This is a genomic window from Leptospira brenneri (assembly GCF_002812125.1).
In the GTDB taxonomy this organism is placed as follows: Bacteria; Spirochaetota; Leptospiria; order Leptospirales; family Leptospiraceae; genus Leptospira_A; species Leptospira_A brenneri.
Genome location: NZ_NPDQ01000001.1, coordinates 116,513 through 142,598, shown reverse-complemented (window position 1 = coordinate 142,598; position 26,086 = coordinate 116,513). Strand labels below are relative to the sequence as shown.

Annotated in this window: 22 protein-coding genes; 13 read left to right on the top strand and 9 right to left on the bottom strand. The window is 38.2% G+C overall.

Translation table 11 applies throughout. The annotated features are described in order from the left end of the window. Window positions 1-116: 116 nt before the first annotated feature. From CH361_RS00700 to CH361_RS00680, 5 genes are read right to left on the bottom strand one after another with little or no spacing between them, the layout of a single operon-like run. A complete protein-coding gene (locus CH361_RS00700; RefSeq protein ID WP_100788914.1) occupies window positions 117-1,667 on the bottom strand; it encodes an alginate export family protein in 1,551 nt (516 codons plus the stop codon). Between the two features lie 5 nt (window positions 1,668-1,672). Next, on the bottom strand, window positions 1,673-2,530 hold the full coding sequence (locus tag CH361_RS00695; protein WP_100789402.1) for a substrate-binding periplasmic protein: 858 nt from the start codon (window positions 2,528-2,530) through the stop codon (window positions 1,673-1,675). A 42-nt stretch (window positions 2,531-2,572) separates the two neighbouring features. Next, window positions 2,573-4,132, bottom strand: coding sequence for an OmpA family protein (locus tag CH361_RS00690; RefSeq protein WP_425268655.1), 1,560 nt, complete (start codon window positions 4,130-4,132; stop codon window positions 2,573-2,575). Between the two features lie 29 nt (window positions 4,133-4,161). Next, window positions 4,162-5,418, bottom strand: coding sequence for a serine--tRNA ligase (gene serS, locus CH361_RS00685; protein ID WP_100788913.1), 1,257 nt, complete (start codon window positions 5,416-5,418; stop codon window positions 4,162-4,164). Beyond that, the gene (locus CH361_RS00680) at window positions 5,411-6,220 is read right to left on the bottom strand and encodes a TatD family hydrolase (RefSeq protein ID WP_208861358.1); all 810 of its coding nucleotides are present in this window, start codon (window positions 6,218-6,220) and stop codon (window positions 5,411-5,413) included. Before CH361_RS00680 ends, serS begins: the two co-directional genes overlap by 8 nt. A 105-nt stretch (window positions 6,221-6,325) precedes the next feature. On the opposite strand from CH361_RS00680, the gene CH361_RS00675 reads away from it, so the two are divergent. Genes CH361_RS00675 through CH361_RS00660 form a run of 4 tightly spaced genes read left to right on the top strand, consistent with a single transcriptional unit; the run spans window position 6,326 to window position 9,972 of the window. Next, the gene (locus tag CH361_RS00675) at window positions 6,326-7,315 is read left to right on the top strand and encodes a M23 family metallopeptidase (RefSeq protein WP_100788911.1); all 990 of its coding nucleotides are present in this window, start codon (window positions 6,326-6,328) and stop codon (window positions 7,313-7,315) included. After that, window positions 7,315-7,668: a bactofilin family protein gene (locus CH361_RS00670; RefSeq protein WP_100788910.1), complete on the top strand. Its 354-nt coding sequence runs from the start codon at window positions 7,315-7,317 to the stop codon at window positions 7,666-7,668. The genes CH361_RS00675 and CH361_RS00670 overlap by 1 nt, the downstream gene beginning before the upstream one ends. An 8-nt stretch (window positions 7,669-7,676) precedes the next feature. Further along, window positions 7,677-8,147 (top strand): YaaR family protein, encoded by a 471-nt coding sequence (locus CH361_RS00665; RefSeq protein WP_100788909.1) that lies wholly within the window; start codon window positions 7,677-7,679, stop codon window positions 8,145-8,147. 4 nt (window positions 8,148-8,151) lie between these two features. Then, on the top strand, window positions 8,152-9,972 hold the full coding sequence (locus CH361_RS00660; RefSeq protein WP_100788908.1) for an ABC transporter transmembrane domain-containing protein: 1,821 nt from the start codon (window positions 8,152-8,154) through the stop codon (window positions 9,970-9,972). On the opposite strand, the gene CH361_RS00655 is transcribed toward CH361_RS00660, so the two are convergent. From CH361_RS00655 to CH361_RS00645, 3 genes are read right to left on the bottom strand one after another with little or no spacing between them, the layout of a single operon-like run. Then, complete coding sequence (locus CH361_RS00655) at window positions 9,946-10,845, bottom strand: ParB/RepB/Spo0J family partition protein (protein ID WP_100788907.1); 900 nt, start codon at window positions 10,843-10,845, stop codon at window positions 9,946-9,948. The genes CH361_RS00660 and CH361_RS00655 overlap by 27 nt on opposite strands. Before the next feature lie 4 nt (window positions 10,846-10,849). Beyond that, window positions 10,850-11,611, bottom strand: coding sequence for a ParA family protein (locus CH361_RS00650; protein WP_100788906.1), 762 nt, complete (start codon window positions 11,609-11,611; stop codon window positions 10,850-10,852). Beyond that, the gene (locus CH361_RS00645; protein ID WP_100788905.1) at window positions 11,604-12,347 is read right to left on the bottom strand and encodes an RsmG family class I SAM-dependent methyltransferase; all 744 of its coding nucleotides are present in this window, start codon (window positions 12,345-12,347) and stop codon (window positions 11,604-11,606) included. Before CH361_RS00645 ends, CH361_RS00650 begins: the two co-directional genes overlap by 8 nt. 58 nt (window positions 12,348-12,405) lie before the next feature. Between CH361_RS00645 and CH361_RS00640 the strand changes: the two genes are divergently transcribed. Next, on the top strand, window positions 12,406-13,131 hold the full coding sequence (locus tag CH361_RS00640; protein WP_100789400.1) for a hypothetical protein: 726 nt from the start codon (window positions 12,406-12,408) through the stop codon (window positions 13,129-13,131). A 161-nt stretch (window positions 13,132-13,292) separates the two neighbouring features. Here the strand turns inward: CH361_RS00640 and mnmG are convergent, their stop codons facing one another. Continuing rightward, window positions 13,293-15,167, bottom strand: coding sequence for a tRNA uridine-5-carboxymethylaminomethyl(34) synthesis enzyme MnmG (gene mnmG, locus CH361_RS00635; protein WP_100788904.1), 1,875 nt, complete (start codon window positions 15,165-15,167; stop codon window positions 13,293-13,295). Between the two features lie 168 nt (window positions 15,168-15,335). On the opposite strand from mnmG, the gene CH361_RS00630 reads away from it, so the two are divergent. The 8 genes from CH361_RS00630 to gyrA all read left to right on the top strand — a co-directional run bounded on the left by CH361_RS00630 (window position 15,336) and on the right by gyrA (window position 26,075). Beyond that, complete coding sequence (locus CH361_RS00630; RefSeq protein WP_100788903.1) at window positions 15,336-16,259, top strand: branched-chain amino acid transaminase; 924 nt, start codon at window positions 15,336-15,338, stop codon at window positions 16,257-16,259. A gap of 6 nt (window positions 16,260-16,265) precedes the next feature. Next, complete coding sequence (locus tag CH361_RS00625; RefSeq protein WP_100788902.1) at window positions 16,266-17,198, top strand: DNA polymerase III subunit delta'; 933 nt, start codon at window positions 16,266-16,268, stop codon at window positions 17,196-17,198. A 220-nt stretch (window positions 17,199-17,418) separates the two neighbouring features. After that, the gene (gene dnaA / locus CH361_RS00620) at window positions 17,419-18,744 is read left to right on the top strand and encodes a chromosomal replication initiator protein DnaA (RefSeq protein ID WP_100788901.1); all 1,326 of its coding nucleotides are present in this window, start codon (window positions 17,419-17,421) and stop codon (window positions 18,742-18,744) included. Between the two features lie 246 nt (window positions 18,745-18,990). Then, the gene (gene dnaN / locus CH361_RS00615) at window positions 18,991-20,109 is read left to right on the top strand and encodes a DNA polymerase III subunit beta (RefSeq protein WP_100788900.1); all 1,119 of its coding nucleotides are present in this window, start codon (window positions 18,991-18,993) and stop codon (window positions 20,107-20,109) included. Then, window positions 20,109-21,212 carry a DNA replication/repair protein RecF gene (recF, locus tag CH361_RS00610; RefSeq protein ID WP_100788899.1) on the top strand — a complete coding sequence of 368 codons (1,104 nt, stop codon included), beginning with the start codon at window positions 20,109-20,111 and terminating at the stop codon, window positions 21,210-21,212. Before dnaN ends, recF begins: the two co-directional genes overlap by 1 nt. Further along, window positions 21,209-21,532 (top strand): DciA family protein, encoded by a 324-nt coding sequence (locus CH361_RS00605; protein WP_100788898.1) that lies wholly within the window; start codon window positions 21,209-21,211, stop codon window positions 21,530-21,532. The genes recF and CH361_RS00605 overlap by 4 nt, the downstream gene beginning before the upstream one ends. Before the next feature lie 79 nt (window positions 21,533-21,611). After that, complete coding sequence (gene gyrB / locus CH361_RS00600; protein WP_100788897.1) at window positions 21,612-23,531, top strand: DNA topoisomerase (ATP-hydrolyzing) subunit B; 1,920 nt, start codon at window positions 21,612-21,614, stop codon at window positions 23,529-23,531. A gap of 18 nt (window positions 23,532-23,549) precedes the next feature. Then, window positions 23,550-26,075: a DNA gyrase subunit A gene (gene gyrA / locus CH361_RS00595; RefSeq protein ID WP_100788896.1), complete on the top strand. Its 2,526-nt coding sequence runs from the start codon at window positions 23,550-23,552 to the stop codon at window positions 26,073-26,075. The last annotated feature ends 11 nt before the right edge of the window (window positions 26,076-26,086 follow it).

The following is a 26,086-nucleotide window of genomic DNA, read 5'->3' as shown; positions in this document are numbered from 1 at the left end:
GTAAACTCGGTCATTCTTCAAGTAGTCTGATTGTAAGTCTTAGAAGACAAATGATCACGCAGATTGATCAAGTGTTAGAAAATACTCATTCTGCTTTTCCAGTTTATAATGACTATTTAGAATCGATGTTCAAATACGATAAATGCTTCTCGCAGAACCCTTCCATATTTAGAATCAAGTAAAACAAAAAGTGCATCTCCTGCTACAAAATAACCAGATCTAAAAATGATTTGGAAATCTGATGTAACGTTATAACGAACATTAAAATTATATTCCATACCCATATAGGTTGATGTTCTATATCCATTAAGTTCACTAAATTCTCGATTGATACGAATCTCTGGTGACTTGGTTGCCCATAATTGATAGTAACCTAAAGTGAATTGATAAGGACCAAAAGCAATGATATTGGAATAAAACCCATACTCATTTAATCCAGAGAAACTCGAACCATTGAACAATGCGTATCCACCCGTAAAGTCTGTAGCGATGTTGGAAATGGAAAACCCTGGAGCCAAAGTTCTGTATCCGTTTCCTTTTAAATTGGCCTCATGGCCTTTCTCGTCATAACCAGGTCTTCCAGTTGTTCCAAGCGCAATTAAATTAAAGTTAAGCGATTCACTCCACCGGTAAGTAAACTGAAAATCATACATTCCACCTTTGATAGAATGCCTTTGTGTTGTATTGTAAATGGTCACATCATTTGTATCTGTAACTGCGCGAAGTTTTTTAACCGTACCCGTATTTAAAATTCCATGAACAATGAATGAAAATTTTTGAAAATTAAATTCATTGTGTAAGCCATACCAAGCAAGTCTTGCTGTTTCATTATCTGATTTATCGTTATCATCTAAAAAGTAAGCATACACTTCATTTCGAATATTTCGGAAATATTCAAACTTCAAACGATTGTAATAGATGTTTGAACTTTGATAGTTTTTATCAGCAAACCCATTCTTATCTACATCCAAAAAACTTTGGTCACGAGCTCTTAAAATCCCACCTTCCAAAGATAATCTTAAAAATTGAAAGTTTTTAAGAATGCTAACACCTGTTCCGGTAGAAAATAATACGCGGCCTTGGGCAGAACTAAAAAGTTGTTGGCCCACTTTAATAAAAAGTCCCGATTCTGGAATTCTAAAGTTTAGATATAAAAAGTTTGTTTGAACATTGACAGCCGCTGTACGACCACGTTCACCACCTGAGCCAGGACCTACTAAACCAGGATCAAATCCGTCTGGTCCTGTTGCTCGTAATCCTTTTCCACCAAAGGGAATATCACCTACTTGCATTCCCCAGACACCTTCTACATATTTGTTTGCTGAGAAACTCATATTGTATAAAAAACGCGAATCATAATAACTTACGTCTTCTTTCCTTGGAGTGATTTGGCTAGGTAGGCCTTGTTGTCTCCTTTCTAAATCAGATTGAATTAATTGTTGTTCCGTTTGTTGGCGTTCAGCCGTTTCTTTCTCTAGATTATTAATTGGTGTTACAGGAGTTTTCCTTTCTAATAAAACATCACGACCAACGTTAGTAGCACGAACCCTAAATGACCCATTAAAATTCATAAAGGTTCTTTGCGACTCTTCTTCTTGAGCAAATAAAAATCCAGAAGGTATCAAAAGAAAAATAATGTATCTAAAAAGGAAATTTCGTAGTGACATTAAGTTTATTCTTTTTTAACCCACTGATTGGATTTAAAATATTTATTGATTAAAACCTGAATTTTACCAGTTCGTTTCAATTCTTTGATGAAGAAATTTAAGTTATAAAGAAACTCTATATCTTTTTTCGCAGTTGCCATACTGATATGATCTTCCTGAACAACTCCGAGAATAGGCAAATAATTTGCTCGCAAAGAAGAATCTTTTTGTAGAAGGGCCTGAATGTAAAATGAATCAGCAACAAATGCATTCACATTATTTTTCTTTAATTCACTTAAGGCCGCTTCGTTTGTAAAATAGGAAAATGTTTGAGCCTTAGGAAAAACATCTCTTAAGAATTGATGGTTAGAACTATTTGCAAGAACCGAATAAGAAATTCCGGTAATGTTCGTTAAATCATTTAGATTTCTAAATAACTGAACCGTTACAATTTGTCCTTCTGGTTCTGGGGGTAGGGCTGTTCTGTTTACTAGAGCAGCAGGAGTTGATATTAAATATGGATCTGTAAAATAAACATCTTTAAATCGATTGATCGAAGAAGATAAGCCTGCCATCGCTATCTGCGTATCACCTTTCTCTAACATCCTTGCATGTTGATCAAAAGTTCGAAGCGGAATGATTTTTAAATCTACATCAAGAAACTTTGCATATTCCTGTGCTAATTCTACGTCCAGACCTGGAAAACTTGGATTAGGATTTTCAATATAAAATGGATCATAAAATTCATTTACGGAAACCGTGAGAGTTTTGGTTTTTTTAATCTTTTCTAAAACCTGGCTTGGTTCACCAGACAAGGAAAAAGAGAAAAAAAGCACTAAAAGGCTAACTAACCCAAAACTTCGAATCCGAAAAAGAGGCAACATCCCCATTACCTTTTCTTCGGAAATCGAAACGGCAAGGAAAAATTAAGGATCTATCAGTACAAATTCTGTTCTTCGATTCTTTTTAGACGAACCCTCATCTGTCGCCTGCACAACCGGTTGCGTTGGCCCTTTCCCATCCGTTACCAGACGTTTTGAATCCACTCCTTTGGAGACTAAATATTGTTTAACGGACTCTGCCCTATCCTTTGAAAGAACCATATTGTCTTCAAATGTTCCGGTCAAATCAGTGTGTCCTATAATTTTCATTTTTTTATCTGAATTTTCATGGAGGTAATCAACGATAGCATCCAAAGGAACTGACGACTCTGGTTTCAAAACTGAGGATGCTCTTTCGAAATACACTGAATCGAGTGAGATCTTTTTCGTTTCTTCCAGTTTCTTTTGTACAATGTTTTCTTGTTTTGGGACGGAGGCAGTAAAAAGATCAAAGGACCTACCTTCGACTCTTCTGCAAAATAAAAATGTTTTTTTCACCTGTTGGAAAACAATATATGCCTCATCTTCATTTGAATTGATAGGCGCTCCTAAATTCTCAGTGTCTTTAAAAGAATCGCCATCAATCTTTGCCATGTACAAATCAAAACCCCCATAACCGCCAGGTCGATTCGATGAGAAAAAAAGGATACTTCCATCATCATTGAAGGCCGCTGCGATCGTCGCATAATTATCATTAATTGGTGAAGGTAAAGGTTTGGGATTCGACCATGAATTATCTTTATATTGGCTAAAATAGACTTTAGCAAGATTTGGTTTTCCAAATGGATATCTTGTAAAGAGTAGGGTATCTCCAAGCAAATGTGGATTCTCTTCAATTTCTTCTGTGTTAATCGAGGCAGGTAAAGGGATTGGTTTACTCCATGATTTTCCATTCCAATTGGAAACATATAAATCTCTAGAAATTCCGACCTTTCCGTCTGGTAACATAACTTCCACAGAACCATCTCGATTCGAGGATAATAATAGAGTTTTGCCATCTCTTGTAATAAAAGGGCTTTGGTCATCAAAGGGAGAATTCAATACATCGACTTCTTCTGGAAAATCCCAAGTTCCATCTTTTTTTCGTTCTGATTTAAAAATCTCCGTATAGCCACGACTGGAACGTTTTGAATAGAAATATAAAGTTTTTGCATCGGGGGTCATCGTAGGTCCAAATTCTTGAAACTCGGTATTGATAGGACCTTGGATGGGAGCGACCACTAAACTTGGCTCTACCTCGGATGACTGGCTATAGACAGTTGCGGGAGAAAGAAAGGCAATATAAAGTGATACTTGAAAAAAAAGGTAAGTGACTTTCGAAATCCATCGAATGGAATTTGCGAACGACTGAAAAAAGAAAAGACCTTGGTATAGATTAGGGCTTTTCAAAAAAAACGAAGAGTTTTTTGCGCTATTCGCATAACTTGTATTTATCTGCGGCTTACCGCTTCGCGTATATTCCCCAAAGGTTCCTCTTTTTCTGCAGAGCGTATAAATCCCGCAAAAGTTTAGTTTTCTGTAGTGCGTATATTTGCAATGCTGATTGAATTTGAGATTAGTATAAGAATTAAAATTAAGATCAAAATTTAGATTGGAATAGGGCATTTGACACCTCGGTCATCTGCCCTAATTGATTAACGAATGTAATTTTTTAATACATCCGGAATCTGGAAGGTTCCATCTTCTGATTGGTAGTTTTCTATCACTGCAGCCAGTGTTCGACCGATTGCAAGACCAGAACCATTCAGAGTATGGATGAGCAGGTTTTTTCCTTCCTTTGATTTGTATCGAATTTTTCCCCTTCTTGCTTGATAGTCTTTGAAGTTAGAAACAGAGGAAATTTCCATAAATCGACCAAGCCCAGGCATCCAAACTTCGATATCATAGGTTTTAGAGGAAGCGCTCGACATATCTTTACTACATAAAAGCATCACACGGTAAGGAAGTTTCAGTTTTTGCAAAATCGACTCTGCATCGTTTAGCATCTTTTCGTGTTCTGTTTGAGAAGTTTCCGGTTCAACAAACTTGACTAGTTCGACTTTTTGAAATTGATGCACTCGCACAAGACCACGGGTATCACGCCCATAAGAACCTGCTTCTCTTCGAAAACAAGATGTGTGTGCACATACAGAAATCGGTAATTCCTTTTCTGAAATGATTTCATCTCGGTAATAATTCGTTAAAGGAACTTCCGCAGTCGGAATTAAATTGAGTCCGTCTTTTTCTAGTCTGTAAAAATCCTCAGCAAATTTAGGAAGTTGGCCTGTAGCAGTCATAGACTCATCATTCACAAGAACGGGAACCCACATCTCTTCATATCCATTTTCTGTGGTATGAGTATCGAGCATTAAGTTCATAAGTGCTCTCTCGAGTTTCGCACCTAAACCACGATACGTGTAAAATCTAGCACCTGAAAGTTTCACTCCGCGTTCGAAATCAAAAATTCCTAATTTTTCCCCAATATCAAAATGAGTTTTTGCCTCAAAGCTAAGTTTGGGAATTTCACCCCATTGACGAACGAGAACATTGTCTTCTTCTGATTTTCCTTCTGGAACACTTGGATCAAGTAAGTTGGGAAGACCCAAATTGAGATCATGTAAAGACTCTTCTTCTTTCGTGAGTTCTTCTTCAATAGCTTTGATTCGATCACCCACTCCTTTCATCGAAGCTGAAATTTCAGTGATATCTTTCCCTTGTGATTTTTGGATTCCGATCTCTTTCGAAACTCGATTCCTTTCAGCACGAAGTTCCTCCACTTCCAATTTTAGCTTACGTTGTTTTTCAGAAACAGATTTGATTTTTGCTTCGATATCTGTCGAAACAACACCTCTCTTTTGTAAGGTGGAAATTAATTCTTCTGGGTTTTGGACAATACGGTTGATATCAAGCATGGTGATAAGCCTTTCTTTCTGTAAATTTTATGGAATTTTGATAAATGCGATCTGATACTTCTAAGTTTGTTTCTGTTCTTAGAGAAAACATTTTTTCTAAAACAAAAGGTAAATGGGAAGAATCATTTCGTTTTCCCCTATGGGGCATAGGAGACAAAAACGGAGCGTCTGTTTCAATCAGAATTGTTTCTAAAGGAATTTTACGTGCAGCTTCCTGAATATCAGTTGCTGATTTAAAAGTAACGATTCCAGAAAAGGAAACATAGTAACCTAATTCGACAAACTTTTTCGCTGCTTCATAATCATAAGTAAAACAATGGATCACTCCAAATGCTTTTGTTTTGAATTCTTTTAATGCTTCATACGTATCTTCAAAAGCATCACGTGAATGAATGACAACAGGTAATTTGTAATCGGCTGAGAATTGTAAAAATTTTCTTAACACTTCATTTTGAGCGATGCGAGTGCTCGCATCATGATAGAGATCGACACCAATTTCTCCGATCGCTGAAAATTTTGGATCATTCATTCGGGTTTTTGCTAAATCTAAAATTTGATCTGCATTAGGAAATTCATGAGTCTCCGTTGGATGGCATCCAATCGAATAGAAAATTTCTAAGTCTTCTTTGGAATGAGTTTCTGAAATACGAACGGCTTCTTTAGAACTGGGTAGATCGATCCCAATTTGCACCATGCGGTCCACTCCCGCCATTCGGGATTTCGCCAGTGTTTCTTCAATCTCTTGGCCTTGTTCTCGAATTATGTCTAGATGGCAATGTGTGTCGATGGTTGAATATCCCATAAATAGCAAGATTTGTAATTTCCACTGTTTGAAAATGAAAATTCAATCGAAAGATATAGTGGGTGCATTAAGTTTTGTTTAAATAGTCGAAGGCCTAAAACGAACGTGGAAGTAAAACAAAGACTACATTTAATTTTTTACCGTTTGCGGTATAAAGTCCAGGAATGGAAGCTTAAGTTATCTCAACGTTACGAGGATCTTGACAAAAAGGGACGAGAACGTCTGACCATTATGGTCATTCCGCATACCGACCGCCGAACGATTAATTTTGTTATCTCCTACAAGGCCATTTCCATATTTATCGGAATCATGGTAGTTCTTCTTGTCATTAGTGCTGTGAATGTTTTATCGCATAGTGGGTCCATCCACCAACTCACAGAACTCAATTTAACCAACAAAGACTTTATCAGACAATCTTCCAAAATGAAGGAAGAGGTAAACTCCCTTCACGAAACCATCCAATACTATTACGAAAGAATTTCTAACCTTTATATTAAACTCGGTGGAGATCCATCTCGAGTTTCAAAAGGGATGGGTGGACAAGCAGGACAGTTCCTCGCATTACAAGGAACACCTCAATCCGATATCACTGATGAATCTTTTCGTATCAAAGAAGACATTCACAATTTAAAGTTATCTTCCGAACTTTCTGAAGAAATTATCAAACTCATCAAAAAAAGAAAAAGTATCATTCGAAACACTCCATCTATTTGGCCTACAAAAGGTTATGTGCTTTTTCCTTTCGGAAAATACATTTCGCCAGTAACTGGAAAAGAAGAGTTAAACCGAGGACTAGACATTGGATCTTTTCCAGGTGCGGAAGTCATAGCAACAGCTCCTGGAATTGTATTTGATACAGGATACTCTCCTGCTACTGGTTATTATGTAAAATTATCTCACAGATTTGGATGGAAAACCATCTACTCGAATCTTGATAGAATTCGTGTTAAGAAAAATGAAAAACTCTCCAAGGGTGACATCTTAGGTTATGTTGGAAAATCACCAGAAAATCCGATTTACCATCTTCATTATGAAGTACATGTTGGTACCCAAGCGTTGAATCCGTTTTCGTTTCTCAACCAAATTCAAGAATAATGCCGAACCCATCTACAGAAGAAGAATTTTTAGTTAATAGTATCATTGGCGAAGGAGCCGAGTTCGTAGGTGAATTTAAGTTCCCTGGACTCATTCGTATCGATGGAAAATTTCGAGGAGTCCTGGAAACTACCGGAAAGGTACTTATAGGAAAATCCGGAATCGTCGATACAGATATCAAAGCACGTGTGGTCGTTGCTGGCGGAGAAATCCGCGGCAATATTTATGCAACCGAAAGAGTCACTTTACTTTCCAGCTGTCGATTAGAAGGAGATATTGTCACTCCTCGCCTGATCGTAGAAGAAGGTGTGGTATTTCACGGAAAATGCACGATTAATCCCACTCGTCATTAGGCGGGTTTATGATCATTCAAAACAACAACCCTAAGTCGGTTTCCACTTCGACTAAAAAAGGTTCCAAAGAAAAACTCTCCGGATCTGCTTTTCCCGTTGATGAATCCAAACAAAGTTTTTTGGAGATTTTAGAATCCATCGTTCCATCAGGAAAAGAGGAAACGAGAGAATTAAATGAACTTTGGAAAGACTTACCCGATTTAGAAAAAGAACTCATTAAAGATCCCAACCATAGAAATCTCGACTCTTACAAAAAACACATCAAACAAATTGCCGAACTCATTCTCAAAAAAAACTACAAAGTGATGCAAGCACCACAACGCGGACGAAATGACCAAAAGGACGTTCGTTATGTAAAGGTTGTAGATGAAAAATTGGATTTACTCGCCAAAACCATGTTTTCACCCAACAACAGTGCGTTCGTGATTTTGAAACAATTAGATGAAATTAGAGGTCTACTAATTGATCTAAAAGGATAATTCTTTGCAAACTCCCGACCGCCCGAAATCGAAAAACCTTCGTGTTCTTTCTAAAACTTTTTCTTATTTAAAGCCCTACAGATTCCAAATGGCAGTTTCTTCCCTTGCCTTACTTTTCACCGCAGGCGTCACCTTAGGTCTCGGGCAGGGCCTACGCCATTTGGTCGATGCGGGTTTTTCTGCTAGGTCCAAACAAGAATTAGGTTATGCACTCGTATTTATTATTTTAGTTGGGATCCTTCTCGCAATCGGAACTTATATCCGCCATTATTCAGTTTCTTGGATTGGGGAAAGGGTGGCATCAGACATTCGAAGGGATGTATTCAAACATATCATCTTCATCCATCCCAGCTTTTTTGAAACGAATTCTCCAGGTGAAATCCAATCAAGAATCACAACAGATACTACTCTCATTCAAACGGTAATTGGTTCTTCTGCTTCCATTGCCCTTCGAAATGTTTTGATGTTCGTAGGTGGGATTATTTTTCTTTTTATTACCAATGCAAAACTTACAATGATTGTCCTACTTAGTGTTCCCTTCATTGTATTCCCCATTTTGTTTTATGGAAAAAAAGTGAGAAATCTATCTCGCACCACTCAGGATAAAATTGCAAATATCGGATCTTATGTAAGCGAAGCCCTTCTCAATATAAAAATCCTTCAGTCTTTCCACCATCAAGAAGAGGACATTCAAAAATTCAGCCAAACCGTCGAAGCGGCTTTCGATATTTCCGTTCTTCGTATCAAACAAAGAGCACTTCTCATTGGAGCGGTCATCCTCTTCATACTTACGGGAATCAGTGTGATGTTATGGATTGGTGGAACCGATGTTTTAGAAGGAAAGATCACCGGTGGGGAACTCATCGCATTTTCTTTTTATGCTATCATGGTTGCCAATAGTGTTGGTGCTGTTTCGGAAGTCCTCGGTGATTTACAAAGGGCGGCCGGTGCTACAGAACGACTCATGGAACTTTTATTGTCGGAATCTGAAATTAAGGATCCTGAAAAACCAATATTACTTTCTAGCGTTCTGCACATAAATGATGGAAACCATTACCTCAATGGTTCTTCCAATCGTAACGGTTTAAAAATCAATTTAGAGAATTTATATTTTTCATATCCATCCAGGTTAGACAAACAGGCCATCAAAGGAATCAACTTAGAAATCCCTGCCAATCAGACCACCGCTCTGGTTGGCCCTTCAGGTGGGGGAAAGAGTACTCTCTTTGAACTCATTCTTAGATTCTACGATCCGACTAAAGGTCGCATTCTCATTGGAGATGCAGATCTCAAAAACTTAAGCCTGAAAGATTTACGATCTCTTATTGGTTTTGTTCCCCAACAACCTATCCTCTTCAGTGGAACCTTACGCGAAAACATAGCATACGGAAAACCAAATGCAAGTTTCGCAGAAATAGAAAAGGCTGCTAAGAGTGCCTACGTAACTGAATTTTTAAATCATCTTCCTGATGGGTATGAAACTGATTTAGGTCACTTAGGTACAAGACTTTCCGGTGGGCAAAAACAAAGGATCGCCATTGCTAGAGCCATCCTTCGTAATCCACGAATTCTTTTATTGGATGAAGCCACTTCCGCTCTCGATTCGGAATCGGAACAAATGATTAAGCACGCTTTGGATTTTTTAATGAAAGAAAGAACCACTATCATGATTGCACATAGACTTTCCACAGTGGTGAAGTCAGATCAGATTGTAGTGATTAAAGAAGGAGAGATTGAGTCCGTCGGAACCCATGACGAACTCATTAAAAAAAGTGAATTGTATGAAAGGTTGGCAAAATTACAATTTCACACCGAGCTGCTCTAAAATTCTTTCCATATCATTTAAGTTGGCGTAAGAAAAAACAATTTTGCCTTTCCCATTGGTTTCATTGTGGGCAACTTCCACTTTGGAACTGTATTTGTTTCTGAGTTTCGTTTCTAATTTTACAATACTTGCATCACGTTTATCAGGACCAACTGCAGAGGAGGTTTTTGATTTTTTATCAGGGTTCAAAAGATTCGAAACATAGTTTTCTACTTCCCGAACATTCCAACCTTCACTGATTACTTTTTGACCGACCTCAAATTGTTTTTTTGAATCGGGAATAGAGAGAAGGGGACGAGCTTGCCCTTCTGAAAGTTTTCCTTCCTTCACCCAATCTTGTAATGGTTTGGGAAGAGCCAAAAGTCGAATCAAATTCGAAATGGTGGCTCTGTTTTTTCCTACACGAGTGGCAAGGTCTGTAACCTTTAACCCTCGTTTGTCGATAATTGCTTGGTAAGCGAGAGCCTCATCCATTGGATTTAGATTTTCTCTTTGGATGTTTTCAATGAGAGCCAGTTCCATCATATCTGCTTCGGATAGATCGCGTACAATCGCAGGTATTTTTGCGAAGCCAGCAAGTTTACAAGCGCGAAGTCTTCTTTCTCCTGCCACTAAAAGAAAGCCAGATCCTGACGGATTTTTTTGTACGACGATGGGTTGGATCACTCCATGTTCTACTATCGTGTTGGACAACTCTTGGATGGAGGCATCAGAAAATTGTTTTCTGGGTTGGTGTGGGTTTGGTAAAATTTCTGTGACTTTGATTTCCCGAAGACCACTAAGTTCGTCTTTAGAAATCTCAACATTGTTTTCATTGACTGGAATTAAATTCCCAAGTCCTCTTCCTAAAACTTTACCTTTGCCGAGTGCCATAACCTTATGCCTTCCCTACAATTTCTTCCGCTAAACTTTTATAACTTTTTGCACCCACACCATCTGGGTCATAGTAGTTGATTGGTTTTCCAAAGGAAGGTGCTTCGGATAATTTTACATTTCTTGGAATGACAGTTTCATAAACTTTTTCTTTGAAATAGTTACGAACATCCTCTGCTACTTGGTTCGCTAAGTTGGTTCGTTTATCATACATGGTGAGAAGTACTCCTTCGAGTGCGAGGGAAGGATTCCATTGCGACTGCACGAGAGAAATAATTCTCATAAGTTGTGAGAGTCCCTCAAGAGCAAAGTATTCCGTTTGCAAAGTGATCATCACTGACTGTGAAGCACAAAGAGCGTTAATAGTAAGAACACCGAGAGAAGGGGGACAATCGATTAAAATATAATCATACGATTCTTTGACAGATGCCAATGCATCTTTCAATTTGAATTCCTTTCTTTCCATTCCGAGAAAGTCCACTTCCAATCCAGAAAGGTTGATGTTGGAAGGAATGATATCCAAATTGTTTACGAAAGTTTTTTGAACTGCTTCTCTTGCAGAGAGTTCTCCAATCAAAACTTCATAAGTAGTTTTATTTAAAGACTGCACTTCTAACCCAAGACCTGAACCTGAGTTTCCTTGTGGATCAATATCAAGGAGAAGAACCTTCTTTCCTAAATCAACAAGATTGGATGCCAAGTTAATCGCCGTGGTCGTTTTGCCGACTCCACCTTTTTGGTTACTGATAGAAACGATTTTACCCATTCTTGCTTTTAGTCTCCTTTACGATTTCTTTCCAATCGCGGGGGTATCCCTTTTTAGGAAGGGAATTCTTTTGCAGTATTTTGATATGTCTCTTTCCCACAAACTCTAATTCGGGAATGGGAATTTCTTTTTTCATCAAGAAACCATTGTTCGTGAGAACCTCCGTTTCCTTTTCCAAATCTTGATAGGGTTGTGCAAGAAAGGGACATAAGATTCCTTTTTGTTTTACCATTCGAGCAGTCACTTCCGCGATGTATGGGTAGGGGACCATTGCCCTGGATGTCACAACATCAAAATTAGAACTGATCTCTTCAGTACGTGCATAGACAAAATCAACTCGCTTCTTGATTTTAGAAAGACTTCCACTTTCTATTTCAGTTTCTAAGAGTGCGAGTTTTCGTTTTTGAGAATCTACAAGAAAAACATGCGGTGGTTTTTTCAAAAGGGCAAAAAGAAAACCGGGAAGGCCTGGTCCAGTTCCTACGTCGGCCACATTTGTTTCACGTGAAACATATCCTGTGCTTTTCAATTTCCAAACAAAGATTAATGATTCCAGAATATGTCTTTCGAGTATTTTCTCTGAATCATTCCGAGAAAAGAATCCTCCTTTCTCATTATCTCGTTTGAGAAATTCATAAAAGTTCTTCACTAGTTCCCAATCAAATTCTGGTTCAAGGGTGGGAAATAGATCGGGTATGATCGATTGGATTTCTTCTTGGATCGTTTTTTCTGACATAATCTCGTTATCGTTTTAAATGAATTCGCCGATGTCTCCAGTAGGAGAACTCTTTTCCATGATTCGAATCATTAGTTTTTTAATCATCCTTTCCTTTCCTATTTTAGGTTACACTCCGGGCAAGTGGTCCCACAAAGATGCATACTTGTTCAAAAAAGTTAAAAAAGTTCCGAACAAAGAAATCGTCCGCAATGGAGAAGGGCAGGTTGTTTATGTCGCAGAATACGAATACAATGCTGATGGAAAATTGATCACAGAAACTTATTCTGATAAAGAAGGCAAAGGCGACGGAAAAACAACCTTTCGTTATACCGATGGTTTGTTATCGAGCGAAGAAGTTTATGACAACGGTGGTCATCTTGTTGAGAGAAAGGACTTTCAATTCAAAGGCCGTGCTCTGAAAAAAATGAACATAAAAGATGGAGAAGGAAGACTTCTCATTGTCTACTCCATCGAGAGTGATGGAGAAGGAAATGTCTTCGCCGCTGAAGGAAAAAACATAGAGACTAAGGACAATGAATCCTTTCGATTTCAAATCGATCCCAAACGTCCAAATGTTCAGATCCAATATCTAACTGATGACAAGAAAAAAGGACTTGGGGAAATTCATTTCAAGTTTGATGCAAAAGGAAATCTCGTAGAAAGAGAGTTCTTTCAAGGAGAGAATCGTCGCGTTCATAAACTCAAATACAAAGCGGATGGCAGTTTAGAATCCCATTCGTTTCACGTGAAACAAGGCGACAACTGGATCCTCGAAAAGACCCACGTACTAGTCTACGAATAGGACTAAATCACAGGCACCCATCAGGATGGATCTGAGAATCTAAAGTTGATGCTCTCATTCTGAATTTCAAATGGCCTGATGCCTTAGATGAATGGCAGAAACCAAGAAGGGTGATCCTTCTTGGCTTTTTTATTTAAGGAAGGAAGTTCTTGTTCTTTGATCTATCTTCTATCTACCAAATGATAGAGAAGTAAATCTACATCCGATGGATCCACTCCAGAGATATGAAGAGCATTTTCTAAATTTAAAGGTCTATGTTTTTCCAACTTCACAATTGCTTCTGTCTTCAATCCCTTTACACTTGTGTAATCAAAGTCCGATGGAATTTGAAAGTTTAAAAACTTCTTACGGTATTCGATGGTTTCCAATTCTCGTTTTAAATACCCTTCATATTTAATTTCCATTTCGAGAACCGCCTTTTCATCTTCGTTCAAAGTTTCTAAGTCAGAAACAATCGGTTCGAGATCTTTTATTTTGATATCCGAACGCTTTAAAAACGAAGCTACGTTGTGGCCGAATTTATAATTTTCGATCTTCTTTTCTTCTAAAACTTTTGTGAGTTCTTCCGTTGGTTTCATCGGAGTCACAAACATCTGTGTTTTGATTTTTTCGATTCGAGCGTAACGATCTTTCATGTCTAGATAAAGAGATTCGTCCACAAGTCCCATCTCATATCCATATTGCATCAGTCTTTGGTCGGCGTTGTCTTGGCGAAGGAGTAGGCGATACTCCGCACGACTCGTAAACATTCGGTAGGGATCTTCCACACCTTTATAAACCAAATCATCTACAAGAACTCCAATGTAAGATTCACTTCGTTTGAAAAGAATGGGTTCTTCTTTCCGAACAGAACGAATCACATTGTATGCCGCAACGAGTCCTTGTGCCGCCGCTTCTTCATAACCTGTAGTGCCGTTGATTTGTCCTGCGTGGTAAAGACCTTTGACTTTTTTTGTTTCCAGTGTTGGATTCAGTTCCGTCGGATCGACAAAATCATATTCAATGGCATAACCTGGACGCATGAGTTCCACTTCTTCTAAACCTTTGATGCTACGAAGAAACTTCCATTGTACTTCTTCTGGTAAACTTGTGGAGACACCATTTAGATACATCTCGTTGGTTTCATAACCTTCCGGTTCGATAAAGATTTGGTGGCGATCACGTTCGGCAAAACGAACTACTTTGTCTTCAATAGAAGGGCAATACCTTGGGCCAATACTTTTGATTTGGCCGGAATACATCGGTGAGTATTCCAAGTTTTGTTTGATCAGTTCATGTGTGGTGTCGTTGGTGTAAGTGATGTAACAAGGAATTTGTTTGCGATCAATCTTCGGAGTGGAGAATGAAAAGGGACGAGGGTTCTCATCCCCATCTTGCACATCCAGTCCTTCAAAGTTGATAGAGTTTTTGTGAACACGAGCAGGAGTTCCTGTTTTGAGTCTACCAAGACGTAATTCAAAACGAGCAAGTGTATGAGAAAGTCCTTTGGTCGTTGGCTCTCCAATCCGACCAGATTCTTTTTGGTAAGTTCCAATATGAATCACACTCGATAAAAATGTTCCTGTGGTTAAGATCACATGCTTTGTATAAAAAGTAAAACCGCGACCAGTGATCACACCAGTCACTTGGTTTCCTTCTACAATTAAATCCTCAACTGTATCTTGTCTGATAGAGAGCGATTGTAATTTCTCCAACTGGTGTTTGACCATGAGTTGATATTGTTTTTTCTCCGCTTGCGCACGAGGAGCCCAGACAGAAGGACCCTTGGATGTGTTTAACATCTTAAATTGAATTCCCGTTTGGTCAATCACCCGACCCATAAGTCCACCGAGTGCATCCACTTCACGAACCATATGTCCTTTGGCAATTCCACCAATCGCAGGATTACAACTCATCTGTCCGATGGTATCTAAGTTCATTGTGATGAGGAGAGTTTTGAGTCCAGCTTTCGCAGAGATATAAGCAGCCTCGGTTCCGGCGTGACCTGCACCGACAACAATACAATCAAATTGGTTAGGATAAAAAGATGGATTCATATTATGTCTTCTAAAGTTTCAGTTCTTATAAAAATGAGAGGGAGTCAGATGTTTAAATCTACTCCTTAGAACGATATCAAAATCATCGGCCTATGCTTCGAGAGAAAAAAAGATAAAATTCATTTTCTAATTTTGAAACTTCAGAAGATTGGAGTGATAGGAATCTCAATGGCTCAGAATTCATTCCCTTATACATACTTTGAAGGAAAGATTGTTCCTTCCGAAGACGCGAAAGTCAGTGTCCAAACTCATGCCTTACAATACGGTACCGCCGTCTTCGGCGGAATTCGTGGATACTACAACGAAGCTAAAAAAAATCTTTATGTCTTCCGATTACCCGAACATTGCAAACGACTTGTGAACTCCACAAAGATCATGCAACTCCAAATCAAAATCACACCGGAAGAAATCCAATCCATCATTCTGGATCTCCTTCGAAAAAACGAAGTAAAACAAAATGTTTACCTAAGACCTTTTATTTATACTTCGGCCCTCCAACTTTCTCCCAGATTCCATGACGTAAATGCAGACATCACAATCTATGCGTTGAAGCTTGATGATTACCTCGATACTCAAAATGGTCTCACAACGATGGTCTCTTCTTGGCAAAGATTTTCAGATAACCAAATCCCAACACTTTCTAAAGTGAGCGGTGGGTATGTGAACTCAGCTCTTGCAAAATCAGAAGCCGTTCAAAATGGAATGGATGAAGCCATCTTTTTGGATGCAAGAGGATTTGTTTCAGAAGGTTCTGCAGAAAATCTTTTTATCGTTCGGGATGGAGTGATTCATACACCCACAATTCCTTCTTCCATCTTAGAAGGAATCACTCGTCGAAGCATCATTCAAATTGCAAAAGACTTAGGTTACCAAGTTGTGGAAAGAGACATTGCTCGTTCGGAACTTTATATTGCTGATGAATTATTTTTTTCAGGCACCGGTGTACAAGTTGCTTGGGTGAAAGAGGTAGACCGGCGTGTGATTGGAAATGGAAACATTGGTCCCATCACAAAAAAAATCCAATCAATCTTTTTTGAAACAGTTCGTGGCGAACAACCCAACTATATGAATTGGTTAACTCCGGTATACTAAACGAAAATGGCTGATGCTTTGTTTTCATTCGACCAAGTGTCAGGCCAAGACGTTGCACTGACTTACATAAAATCTTTTTTAAAAGATAGGTCACGAATTCCTGGATCCATTATTTTTTATGGACCTGATGGAGTGGGGAAGTGGACTGCTGCTGAAAGATTTGCAAGACAACTTCTTTGTTTGGAAGGAACCTCTTGTGGGATTTGTGATTCTTGCAGGCAGTTTATGAAAGGAGTTCATCCTGACTTCATTCAATTTCCTAGAAGAAAAAACATAGCCATTGGCAAAGAAAAAGATCCTGAAGACTTTACGATTCGTTGGTTGTTGTCTGCTCGGATTCCTTTCAAACCACATACATCTGAATATCGCGTTGTTCTTTTTCCTGAAGCCAACCGGATCAATAACGAAGCAGAGACCACTCTCTTAAAAACCTTAGAAGAACCTCCTGCCCATACAAAGTTTATTCTGATTGTAAATGATTTAAAAAATTTAAAACCAACCATTGTTTCTCGTTCGGTTTGTGTTCCATTTAACTATCTTCCTCAAGATGAAATCAAAAAAATTCGAAGGAATGAAATTACCGAGGCTAAACTTTATTATGGTGGATCACTCAATCCTTTTGAAATCTCTGATGAATTTTTAGAAGAGTGGCATGAGAATGTAAAAGAACATTGTCACGATTCTATTTTGTTATTTAAATTAGAAAATTGGGTGAGAGACCAACTTGGAGAATTTCGATCCAACAAAGAAGGCCTCACAGGAATTGACTTTTTAGAAATGATTTGTTTGTTGCTTCTCTATGAATACAGACAAAAAAACTTTGAAGCAAACGTAGGAAGGATTGAAGCCATCCTTGATTTCAAAATGAAACTCCATTATGAAATTCCTGCACTTGAATATGTTCTTTTATCACAACTTTTTTTAAGACTAGCTACCTGAGTTGAGTCGACTTAAAATTCTCGTTTTTAAAAATAATAGATAGATTTAACTTCACCTAACATAAATTAATACAAAAAATTTTCTGAGTTAGTCAGGTGACATAATTTTTTTATCGATGTCGACTATTTTTCGTAGTTTGGATCGTTTTCGGATTTTTCATTTGAATTCTACCTACTTGCTAAAAGTATAGTACCCGATTTCACATTTAGGGCGGGGAAACTTGGAAAGACGTTGGGAAGAAATTTTAGAAGAAATATCGAAACAGATACCTCCCAAGTACTTTTCTAATTTCATCGCACCTCTTCGATTCGAAAAATCGGAAAACCAAATGGTGCATTTGACTGCACCGTCCACAGGAATCAAACGCCATGTGGAAACCAAATATGTTAGTTTCATTGAGGATGCCGTCTATCAAGTCATAGGTGATCGTTTTAAAGTATCCATCCTTGCAGAATCGGAATCCTCTACTCAAATTTTAAAAGAAGTCATCCAATCCAAATTTGATGAATCCGACTCTGACTTAAACCCTGAGTTTATTTTTAGTAATTATATCACTTCTGATTCCAATCGGATAGCTTATACGGCCGCAAAAAGTGTCGCGGAACAACCGGGTAAATACAATCCTCTTTATATTTTTGGTCCCGTCGGTGTGGGAAAAACTCATCTCTTACATGCCATTGGAAATGAGATCAAAAAGAAGGATCCATGGAAGACAGTTCGGTACGTAAACAGTACCTCATTTTTGAATGAGTTTATTTTTACAGTCCGTCAAAACAATAGAGAGTCTCTCGAATCTTTTAAAATTCGTTATCAATCTTATAATGTTTTACTCTTTGACGACATTCAGTTTTTGAATGGAGGTGCGGAAAAAACCCAAGAGGAATTTTTCGCCCTATTCAATTTCCTTTATGATCGAAAACGCCAGATTGTGATCGCATCCGATAGACCAAGTTACGAACTTCCGTTACATGAAAGGCTAAAATCTCGATTTGTGCATGGTCTCCAAGCCGATGTGAAATCCCATGACTTAGCTCTTCGCATTGAACTTTTGCGAGTTAATTTTTCTGAGTTTAATATTCCAGCGAGCGACAAACTCCTGCATTGGCTTGCGGAACGTTTAGAGGGAGATTCAAGGGCTCTGATTGGAATTGTAAATGATTTGGTTCTCTATAAAAAGGCCTACGAATACTTCTTACTCACGGAAGAAAAAATTCAGAAAATTGCAGAAGCCAGATTTCTTACTAATAAAAAAAGAATCGGGTTCAGTCCAGACATGGTCATCGATCTTGTCTGCGAACGAACGAATATCGCCCGCAAAGATTTACTCGGAAAAAGCCGAAAAGCGGATTTTATTCCACCGAGACATCTTTGTATGCTCCTCCTCCACGATGTCCTTCATGTTCCTAAGGCGCAGATTGGAAGGATATTTTCGACCACACATTCTACTGTCATCCATGGAATTGATAAATTCAAAGAGCGGATGAAAACAGAATCCCAGTGGGAAGATCTATTCCACACCATCAAACACAAGATAAGTTTTCAATAACCTGTCAAAAACTCTCAAACTACCTGTCTATAAACTGTTGATAGGACATAGTCTCGACTTATTGTTCCTAAAATTTTCAGACCCCTGTTCAAAGTGACATAAATATTGACAGTTGCAAAAAGGAAAAAACCTGACATAATTCAATAAAAATTGATGTTTCCAGGCTTTATCGACATACTGACAGAACCAACGGAAACGACATAATATATATAAAGATATATAATATAAATAAGAAGAAGAGGAAAAATGAAATTCACTGTCAATACTACAGAATTCCTAAAAGCAATCAACTCAGTGGATGGAGTCATCTCTGTTCGAGAAATTAAATCGGCACTCTCCAATTTGAAAATCCAAACCGGTGACAATGAAGTTTATCTTTCTGCAACAGATTTAGAGATCGCTATCAAAACTTCTGTTCCATCCACCATTGGAGAAAAAGGGACTGCTTCCCTTCCGGCAAAACAACTTTCGAGTATTTTTAAAAATTTAAACTTTGATACAAGTCTGCTGACTACGACTGACCAAGCGGAAAATTCTGAGACCACCATTACGGATGCATCAGGAAAGATGGACACTAAGTTTAAAGTGAATGGGATTGATTCTGAAGATATCAAAACGATTCCGAAAGTAGATGAAGCAAGCGTTGTTGAATTCCCTTGCCAAACCATTCGTGAGATGTTTCGTAAAACCTCTTATGCAATGGCGATTGAAGAAACTCGTTTTGTATTCAACGGTCTATTTTTAAAACCAGACAATACAGATTTAATTGTAGTGGGAACTGATGGACGTAGACTTTCTAAAATTGTTCGTAAGTTTCCAAAACAATTTCCTTTTAAAAATGGTGTGATCATTCCTCACAAAGCAGTTCGTGAAATGCTTAAGATGATGGAAGGAAAAGAAACTGCTAAAATTGGTTTTGTAGAAGAACAAATTTATGTTTCTTCTGGAAACGTTGAGCTTCTTTTTAAACTCATTGATGGAAACTTTCCTGATTATGAACAAGTCATTCCAAAACAAACATCCGAATCAGTTCGTGTGGTAAAGGCTGACTTTTTAACTTTCTTAAAACAAGCTCTCATTTCTGCAGAAGAACCTTCAAAACAAATTCGTTTGGCTTTTACAAAAGGAAATGTCAATATCAGCTCTTCTAATCCAGGTACGATGATGTTTGATCACAATATGCCAATTGAATACAGTGGAGAACCAATCACCATTGCTTTTAAAGGGGATTATTTGAGCGATGTGGTAAAAGCTGTGGATGATCCTGAAGTAATTTTGGAATTCACAACTTCTAGTGCACCAGTTTTATTTAAGGATCCATCTGATAGTGACTTTGTTTCTGTCATTATGCCAATGAAACTTTAATGTTTCTAAAGAAAATTTACATAAAGAATTTTCGTAATCACGAAGAAACAGCACTTACATTTCGATCACGTCTTATCTTTTTTATTGGTAACAATGGAGAAGGTAAGACAAACCTTCTCGAATCTATTTCCCTATTATCCTATTTAAAAAGTTTTCGTGAATCGGATCAAAATCAACTCCTTCGTTGGGACACAAAAGATACATTCATTCGTGCTGAATTTGAATCAGAAGAAAATGATTATTTATTTGAATATGGAATTGAACATTCTTACTCCAAAAGAAAGAAACTAAAAGTTAACGGAGAAGAGTTTAAAAAAATCTCTGACTATGTAGGATACTTTCGATCCATTGTGATGAGTCCACCTGACATTCTGATCATTGAAGATGGGAACGTTGAAAGAAGACGGTTTTTAGATGCTTTTATTTCTTCCACCAATCGTTATTATTTAAAACAACTCATTGAATATGAAAGATTGATCAAACAACGTAACGCCGCTTTAAAAAAAGAAAACTCTACAGATCGTGAAATTGGAATTTGGGATGAACCGATCGTAAACCACGATGCAGAAATTCGAGAAATCAGAACCAAAACCATTGAAACTCTTGCGGGATATTTTCATAAAAATTTACAGCAACTAAGTTCAGGAAAAGACCCTTTCTTTTTAACTTATAAACCAAATATATCTTCTAAGGAAGAACACAAACAAAAACTTATCGATAATCTTAGAAAGGATAGGGCTATTGGTTATACCAGTTGTGGAAATCATAGAGACCAACTTCCGATTGGATTTGATGAGAAAGATTTAAGTGGGTTTGGATCCCAAGGGCAAAAACGAAGTGCTGTTATCGCTCTCAAAACCGCATGTTTTCAAATGATTCGTGACACAACAGGGGAAGCTCCGGTTTTACTCATTGACGATATCATTCGGGAGTTAGATGTCAAAAGAAGAGAATACTTTGTAAATTTGATTTCTGAATGTGGACAGGCATTTTTTACCACCACAGATTTAGAAGGTATCAATGAATATGTTGGAAACCTAACACTTGATAAAGAAATCTACCAAGTCGAAGCCGGCAAAGTGAAGGTTTTTTTAGAGAAATGAAAAAAGTCGAACTCTCAGAACTCTTTCAAAGTTTAGAAAAACTCGGTATGGACAGGGAATCTGTCTTTCGGGACCAGATTCTGAAAACCATACGCCTTCGTTGGAATGAGATCGTAGGGGAGTATTTTGGAAAACAAAGTTTCCCAAAATCAATTGATGGTAAAAAACTCACAGTTGTTTGTCGTCATTCCATGATTTCGCAAGAATTAGAGTTCCAAAAGGCCGAAATTTTGACTAAGGCAAACTCAATTACGAACCCGGTTTTATTGGAAAAAATTTACTTTAAAACAGGGAACGAATTCCAAAATCCTAGGTCTTAAAGACACCCCAATCCCCCCGATTTCACTTGCCCTTCGAGGGTCTTTCTAGGATACTTCCTATAGGGTATCTAATCAATCTATGTCCAATCAAACCGATCAAAACGCCTATTCGGCATCGAAAATTAAGATTCTAGAGGGTCTAGAGGCGGTCCGGAAACGCCCCGGAATGTATATTGGAACCCAGGATGAGTCTGGACTCCATAAGATGGTTTATGAGGTTGTGGACAACTCTGTTGACGAAGCAATGGCTGGGCACTGTACAGAGATTGATGTTCGTATTCTCCCTGATCATATCATAGAAGTAAAAGACAATGGTCGTGGAATTCCAACAGGAATTCACCCAGATAAGGGTAAGTCCACTATTGAAGTGGTGCTTACTATTTTACATGCTGGTGGAAAGTTTGAAAATGATGCTTATAAAGTTTCCGGTGGTCTTCATGGGGTGGGTGTTTCTGTAGTAAACGCTCTTTCTACTTATTTGGAAGTGGAAGTACACCAAGATGGAAAATTACATTATCAAAAATACCAAGCAGGTGTTCCTCTAGAAGATGTAAAAGTCATAGGGGATACAACACACCGTGGAACGGTTGTTCGCTTTAAAGCAGACGATACTATTTTTACAACTGTTGATTTTTCTTTTGATACTCTCTCTGCGCGTTTTAGAGAAATCGCCTTTTTAAATAAAGGCCTTCTCATTCGTATTGAAGATAAAAGAAAGGAAGAAATCGCCAAACACGAGTTTAAATTTGATGGTGGAATTGTTTCCTTTGTGGAATACATCACAGAATCAAAACACCCTCTTCATAAAGTTTTACACTTTGTGGGAGAAAAAGAAAATGTTTGGGCTGAGATTGCTCTCCAATACTGTGATACCTATAGCGAAAATATATTTTGTTTTACCAATGCAATAAATAATAACCTAGGTGGAACTCACTTAGAAGGTTTTCGAACAGCTTTAACGAGAACATTAAACGATCATTTAAAGAAAGATCAGGTTCTTTTTAAAAAACAGCCTAATGGTTTGCAAGGGGATGATATCAAAGAAGGACTTTGTGCCGTCATTTCGATTAAAATCCCTCAACCACAGTTTAACTCACAAACAAAAGAAAAGTTGGTAAATGCAGAAGTAAAAGGTCTAATGCAGACCATTACGGGAGAAGGACTCAATCGTTTCTTCGAAGAAAATCCTGCTGTCATCAAAAAGATTTTAGAAAAAGGTATCTTAGCGTCAAAAGCGAGAGAAGCAGCTCGCCGGGCACGTGACCTTACGAGACGAAAAACAGTTTTAGAAGGTGGTGGCCTTCCAGGAAAACTTGCGGATTGTTCAGAGAAAGATCCTGAACATTGCGAGTTGTATCTTGTCGAGGGGGATTCGGCTGGTGGTTCTGCGAAACAAGGTCGCGATCGAAATACACAAGCGATTCTTCCACTCAAAGGTAAAATTCTCAACGTAGAAAAAGCTCGCTTGGACAAAATCCTTTCGAATGATGAAATTAGAACACTCATCACTGTTATGGGAACAGGAATCGGTGATGATGAATTTAATATCGATAAACTCCGATACAAAAAAATCATTATTATGACAGATGCGGATGTGGACGGATCTCACATTCGAACTCTTCTTCTTACTTTTTTCTTTCGTTATATGAAACCCATTATCGAAACGGGTTCGTTGTTTGTCGCACAACCTCCGTTATACCTTCTGAAGTTTGGTCGAGAGGCAGTTTATGTTTATTCGGATCGGGAAAAGGATGAAATTTTAAAAGCCAGACCAAACGATAAAGTAACCATCCAACGATACAAAGGACTTGGAGAGATGAATCCAGAACAACTTTGGGATACCACAATGGATCCGAAAGAACGTGTTATGTTACAAGTGAAGTTACAAGATTTTGTAGAGGCTGAGGATACATTCAATATCCTTATGGGGGATGAAGTTTCCCCTCGTCGTCGTTTCATTGAAGCGAATTCTTACAAAGTTGCAAATTTAGACCTTTAATCGGATTAGGATAAAAAAATGACCGAACAAAACGGCCAAGAAAACGAATCAAACAAAACCTTAGCACTGAATCTTTCCGGTAGACCAGACGTTGCAGGAGCCTTAAAAGCTGGCGTGAGGGTCATTCCGGTTGAAATCGAAGATCAAATGAAGGAAGCTTACCTTGATTATGCGATGAGCGTAATTGTTGGTCGTGCTCTTCCTGATGTTCGTGATGGATTAAAACCAGTTCACAGACGTGTGCTCCATGCGATGAATGAGAGAGGTTGGAGATCGGATCGTCCTTATGTAAAATCAGCAAAGATTGTAGGGGAAGTGATTGGTAACTACCACCCGCACGGTGATGCACCTGTATACGAAACTATGGTTCGTATGGCTCAAACTTTCTCTATGCGAGAAATTCTCATCGATGGTCAAGGTAACTTTGGATCTGTTGATGGTGACAATGCGGCTGCTTATCGTTATACCGAAGCAAAACTCACAAAACTTGCAGAAGAACTTCTAAGAGATATTGAAAAAAATACTGTTAGTTTTTCGCCAAACTTTGATGACACAAGACAACAACCGGATGTATTACCTGCTAATTTTCCAAACATTTTAGTGAATGGATCTACGGGGATTGCCGTCGGTATGGCGACCAATATACCTCCGCATAACTTAAAAGAAGCGGTCAATGCAGTCATAGCCCTCATTCAAAATCCCGATATTACTCTTCCTGAGTTAATGAAAATCATTCCTGGACCGGATTTCCCTACGGGGGGAACGATTATCGGTGGGGAAGGTCTTTACCAAGCGTATGCGACAGGAAAAGGTTCCATTCGAATTCGTTCCAAGGTAGAAATTATCGAAAATAACAAGGGTCGCGAGATCATTGTTGTTAATGAAATTCCATACCAAGTAAACAAAAAGAACTTACTCGAAAAAATCGGGGAGCTTGTGAATGAGAAGATCATAGAAGGTATTTCTGAAATTTTAGATCTTTCTGATAGAAAGGGAATTCGAGTTGAGATTCATGTCAAAAAAGATGCTAACGCTCAAGTCATTCTGAATCAACTTTTCAAACTCACACAGTTGCAGGTGAGTTATGGAATCACAATGCTTGCGATTTTGGACAACCGTCCCAAAATCTTTTCTTTAAAAGAAATTCTAAAAGCTTATGCTAACCATAGAAATGAAGTTGTTGTCAAACGAACTGAATTTGATTTAGATAAAGCCCAAAAAAGAGCTCATATCTTAGAAGGGCTTCGTATTGCATTAGATAATATCGATGAAGTCATTCGAATCATCCGAGCTTCTAAAGATGTAAAAGAAGCGCAAAGCTCCCTCATGGCGACTTTCTCTCTTTCGGAAATCCAAGCGGACGCCATTTTGGAAATGCGTTTACAACGTTTAACTTCATTAGAAGTACAGAAGATCATTGAAGAATTAGAACAAGTGCGACTCCTCATTGCAGATTTGGAAGATATCCTTGCTAAACCAGAACGAGTGAAATCAATTATTTGTGATGAATTAGGTAAAGTAGCAACATCTTTTGGAAACAATCGCACAACAGATATTAGTTTAGAATCATTAGAGTCCTCTACATTTAATGCAGAAGATTTGATTGCTGATGAAGAAGTTGTGGTTCAACTTTCGGAGGATATGTTTATTAAACGTCTTCCGATGGACACTTTCCGCCGTCAAAAACGCGGTGGGAAGGGTGTACAAGGAATCTCTACCAAACGAGAAGACTTTGTTAAAAAACTGAGTAGTGCCATGACTCATGACAACTTGATGCTTTTCTCGAACAAAGGTCGAGCTTTCCTCATGAAAGTCTATGAATTACCGATTGGTTCTAAAGAAGCACGAGGAAAATCACTCAAAGCAGTGATCAACTTAAATGAGGATGAAATCATTACATCATTATTTACTTTTAGAAATTTTGATGAGTCTTATCTCCTTATGGTGACAAGAGAAGGGTTTGTGAAAAAAATCCAATTGGATGAATTTACAAATACTAAAAAATCGGGAATCATTGCGATTGGGCTTCGTGATGGAGATGAACTCATTGATGTGATTGCCAATCCAAATAATTACGATGTATTTATTGGAAGTAAAAATGGTCTCGCCATACGAATGAATTTGAATGAACTCCGCTCACAAGGTAGAACTGCATCTGGTGTCACTGCGATGAAGTTAGAGGATGACGATGCGATTGCAGGGATCACCAAAGTAGAACCAGGAACTAATTTATTCTGCGTTTCCGAAAATGGATTTGGAAAACGAACGGATTTTGAAGAATTTTCTACCAAGGGTCGTGGTGGCAAAGGGATGACCTATTTAAAAATTGGTGAAAAAAATGGACGCGCAGTCGGAATTTCATCTGTAAAAGAAGAAGATGAACTCCTTGTGATCACTCAATCGGGTATGGCAATTCGTGTGGAAGTCAAAACCATTTCGATGGTGGGTCGCTCGGCTATGGGTGTTAAAGTTGTAAACACAAAGGATGACGACTTTGTAAAAGACTTTGCTGTTGTGCGAGACTCGGAAACTGAATCAGAATAATTAGAGAGCAA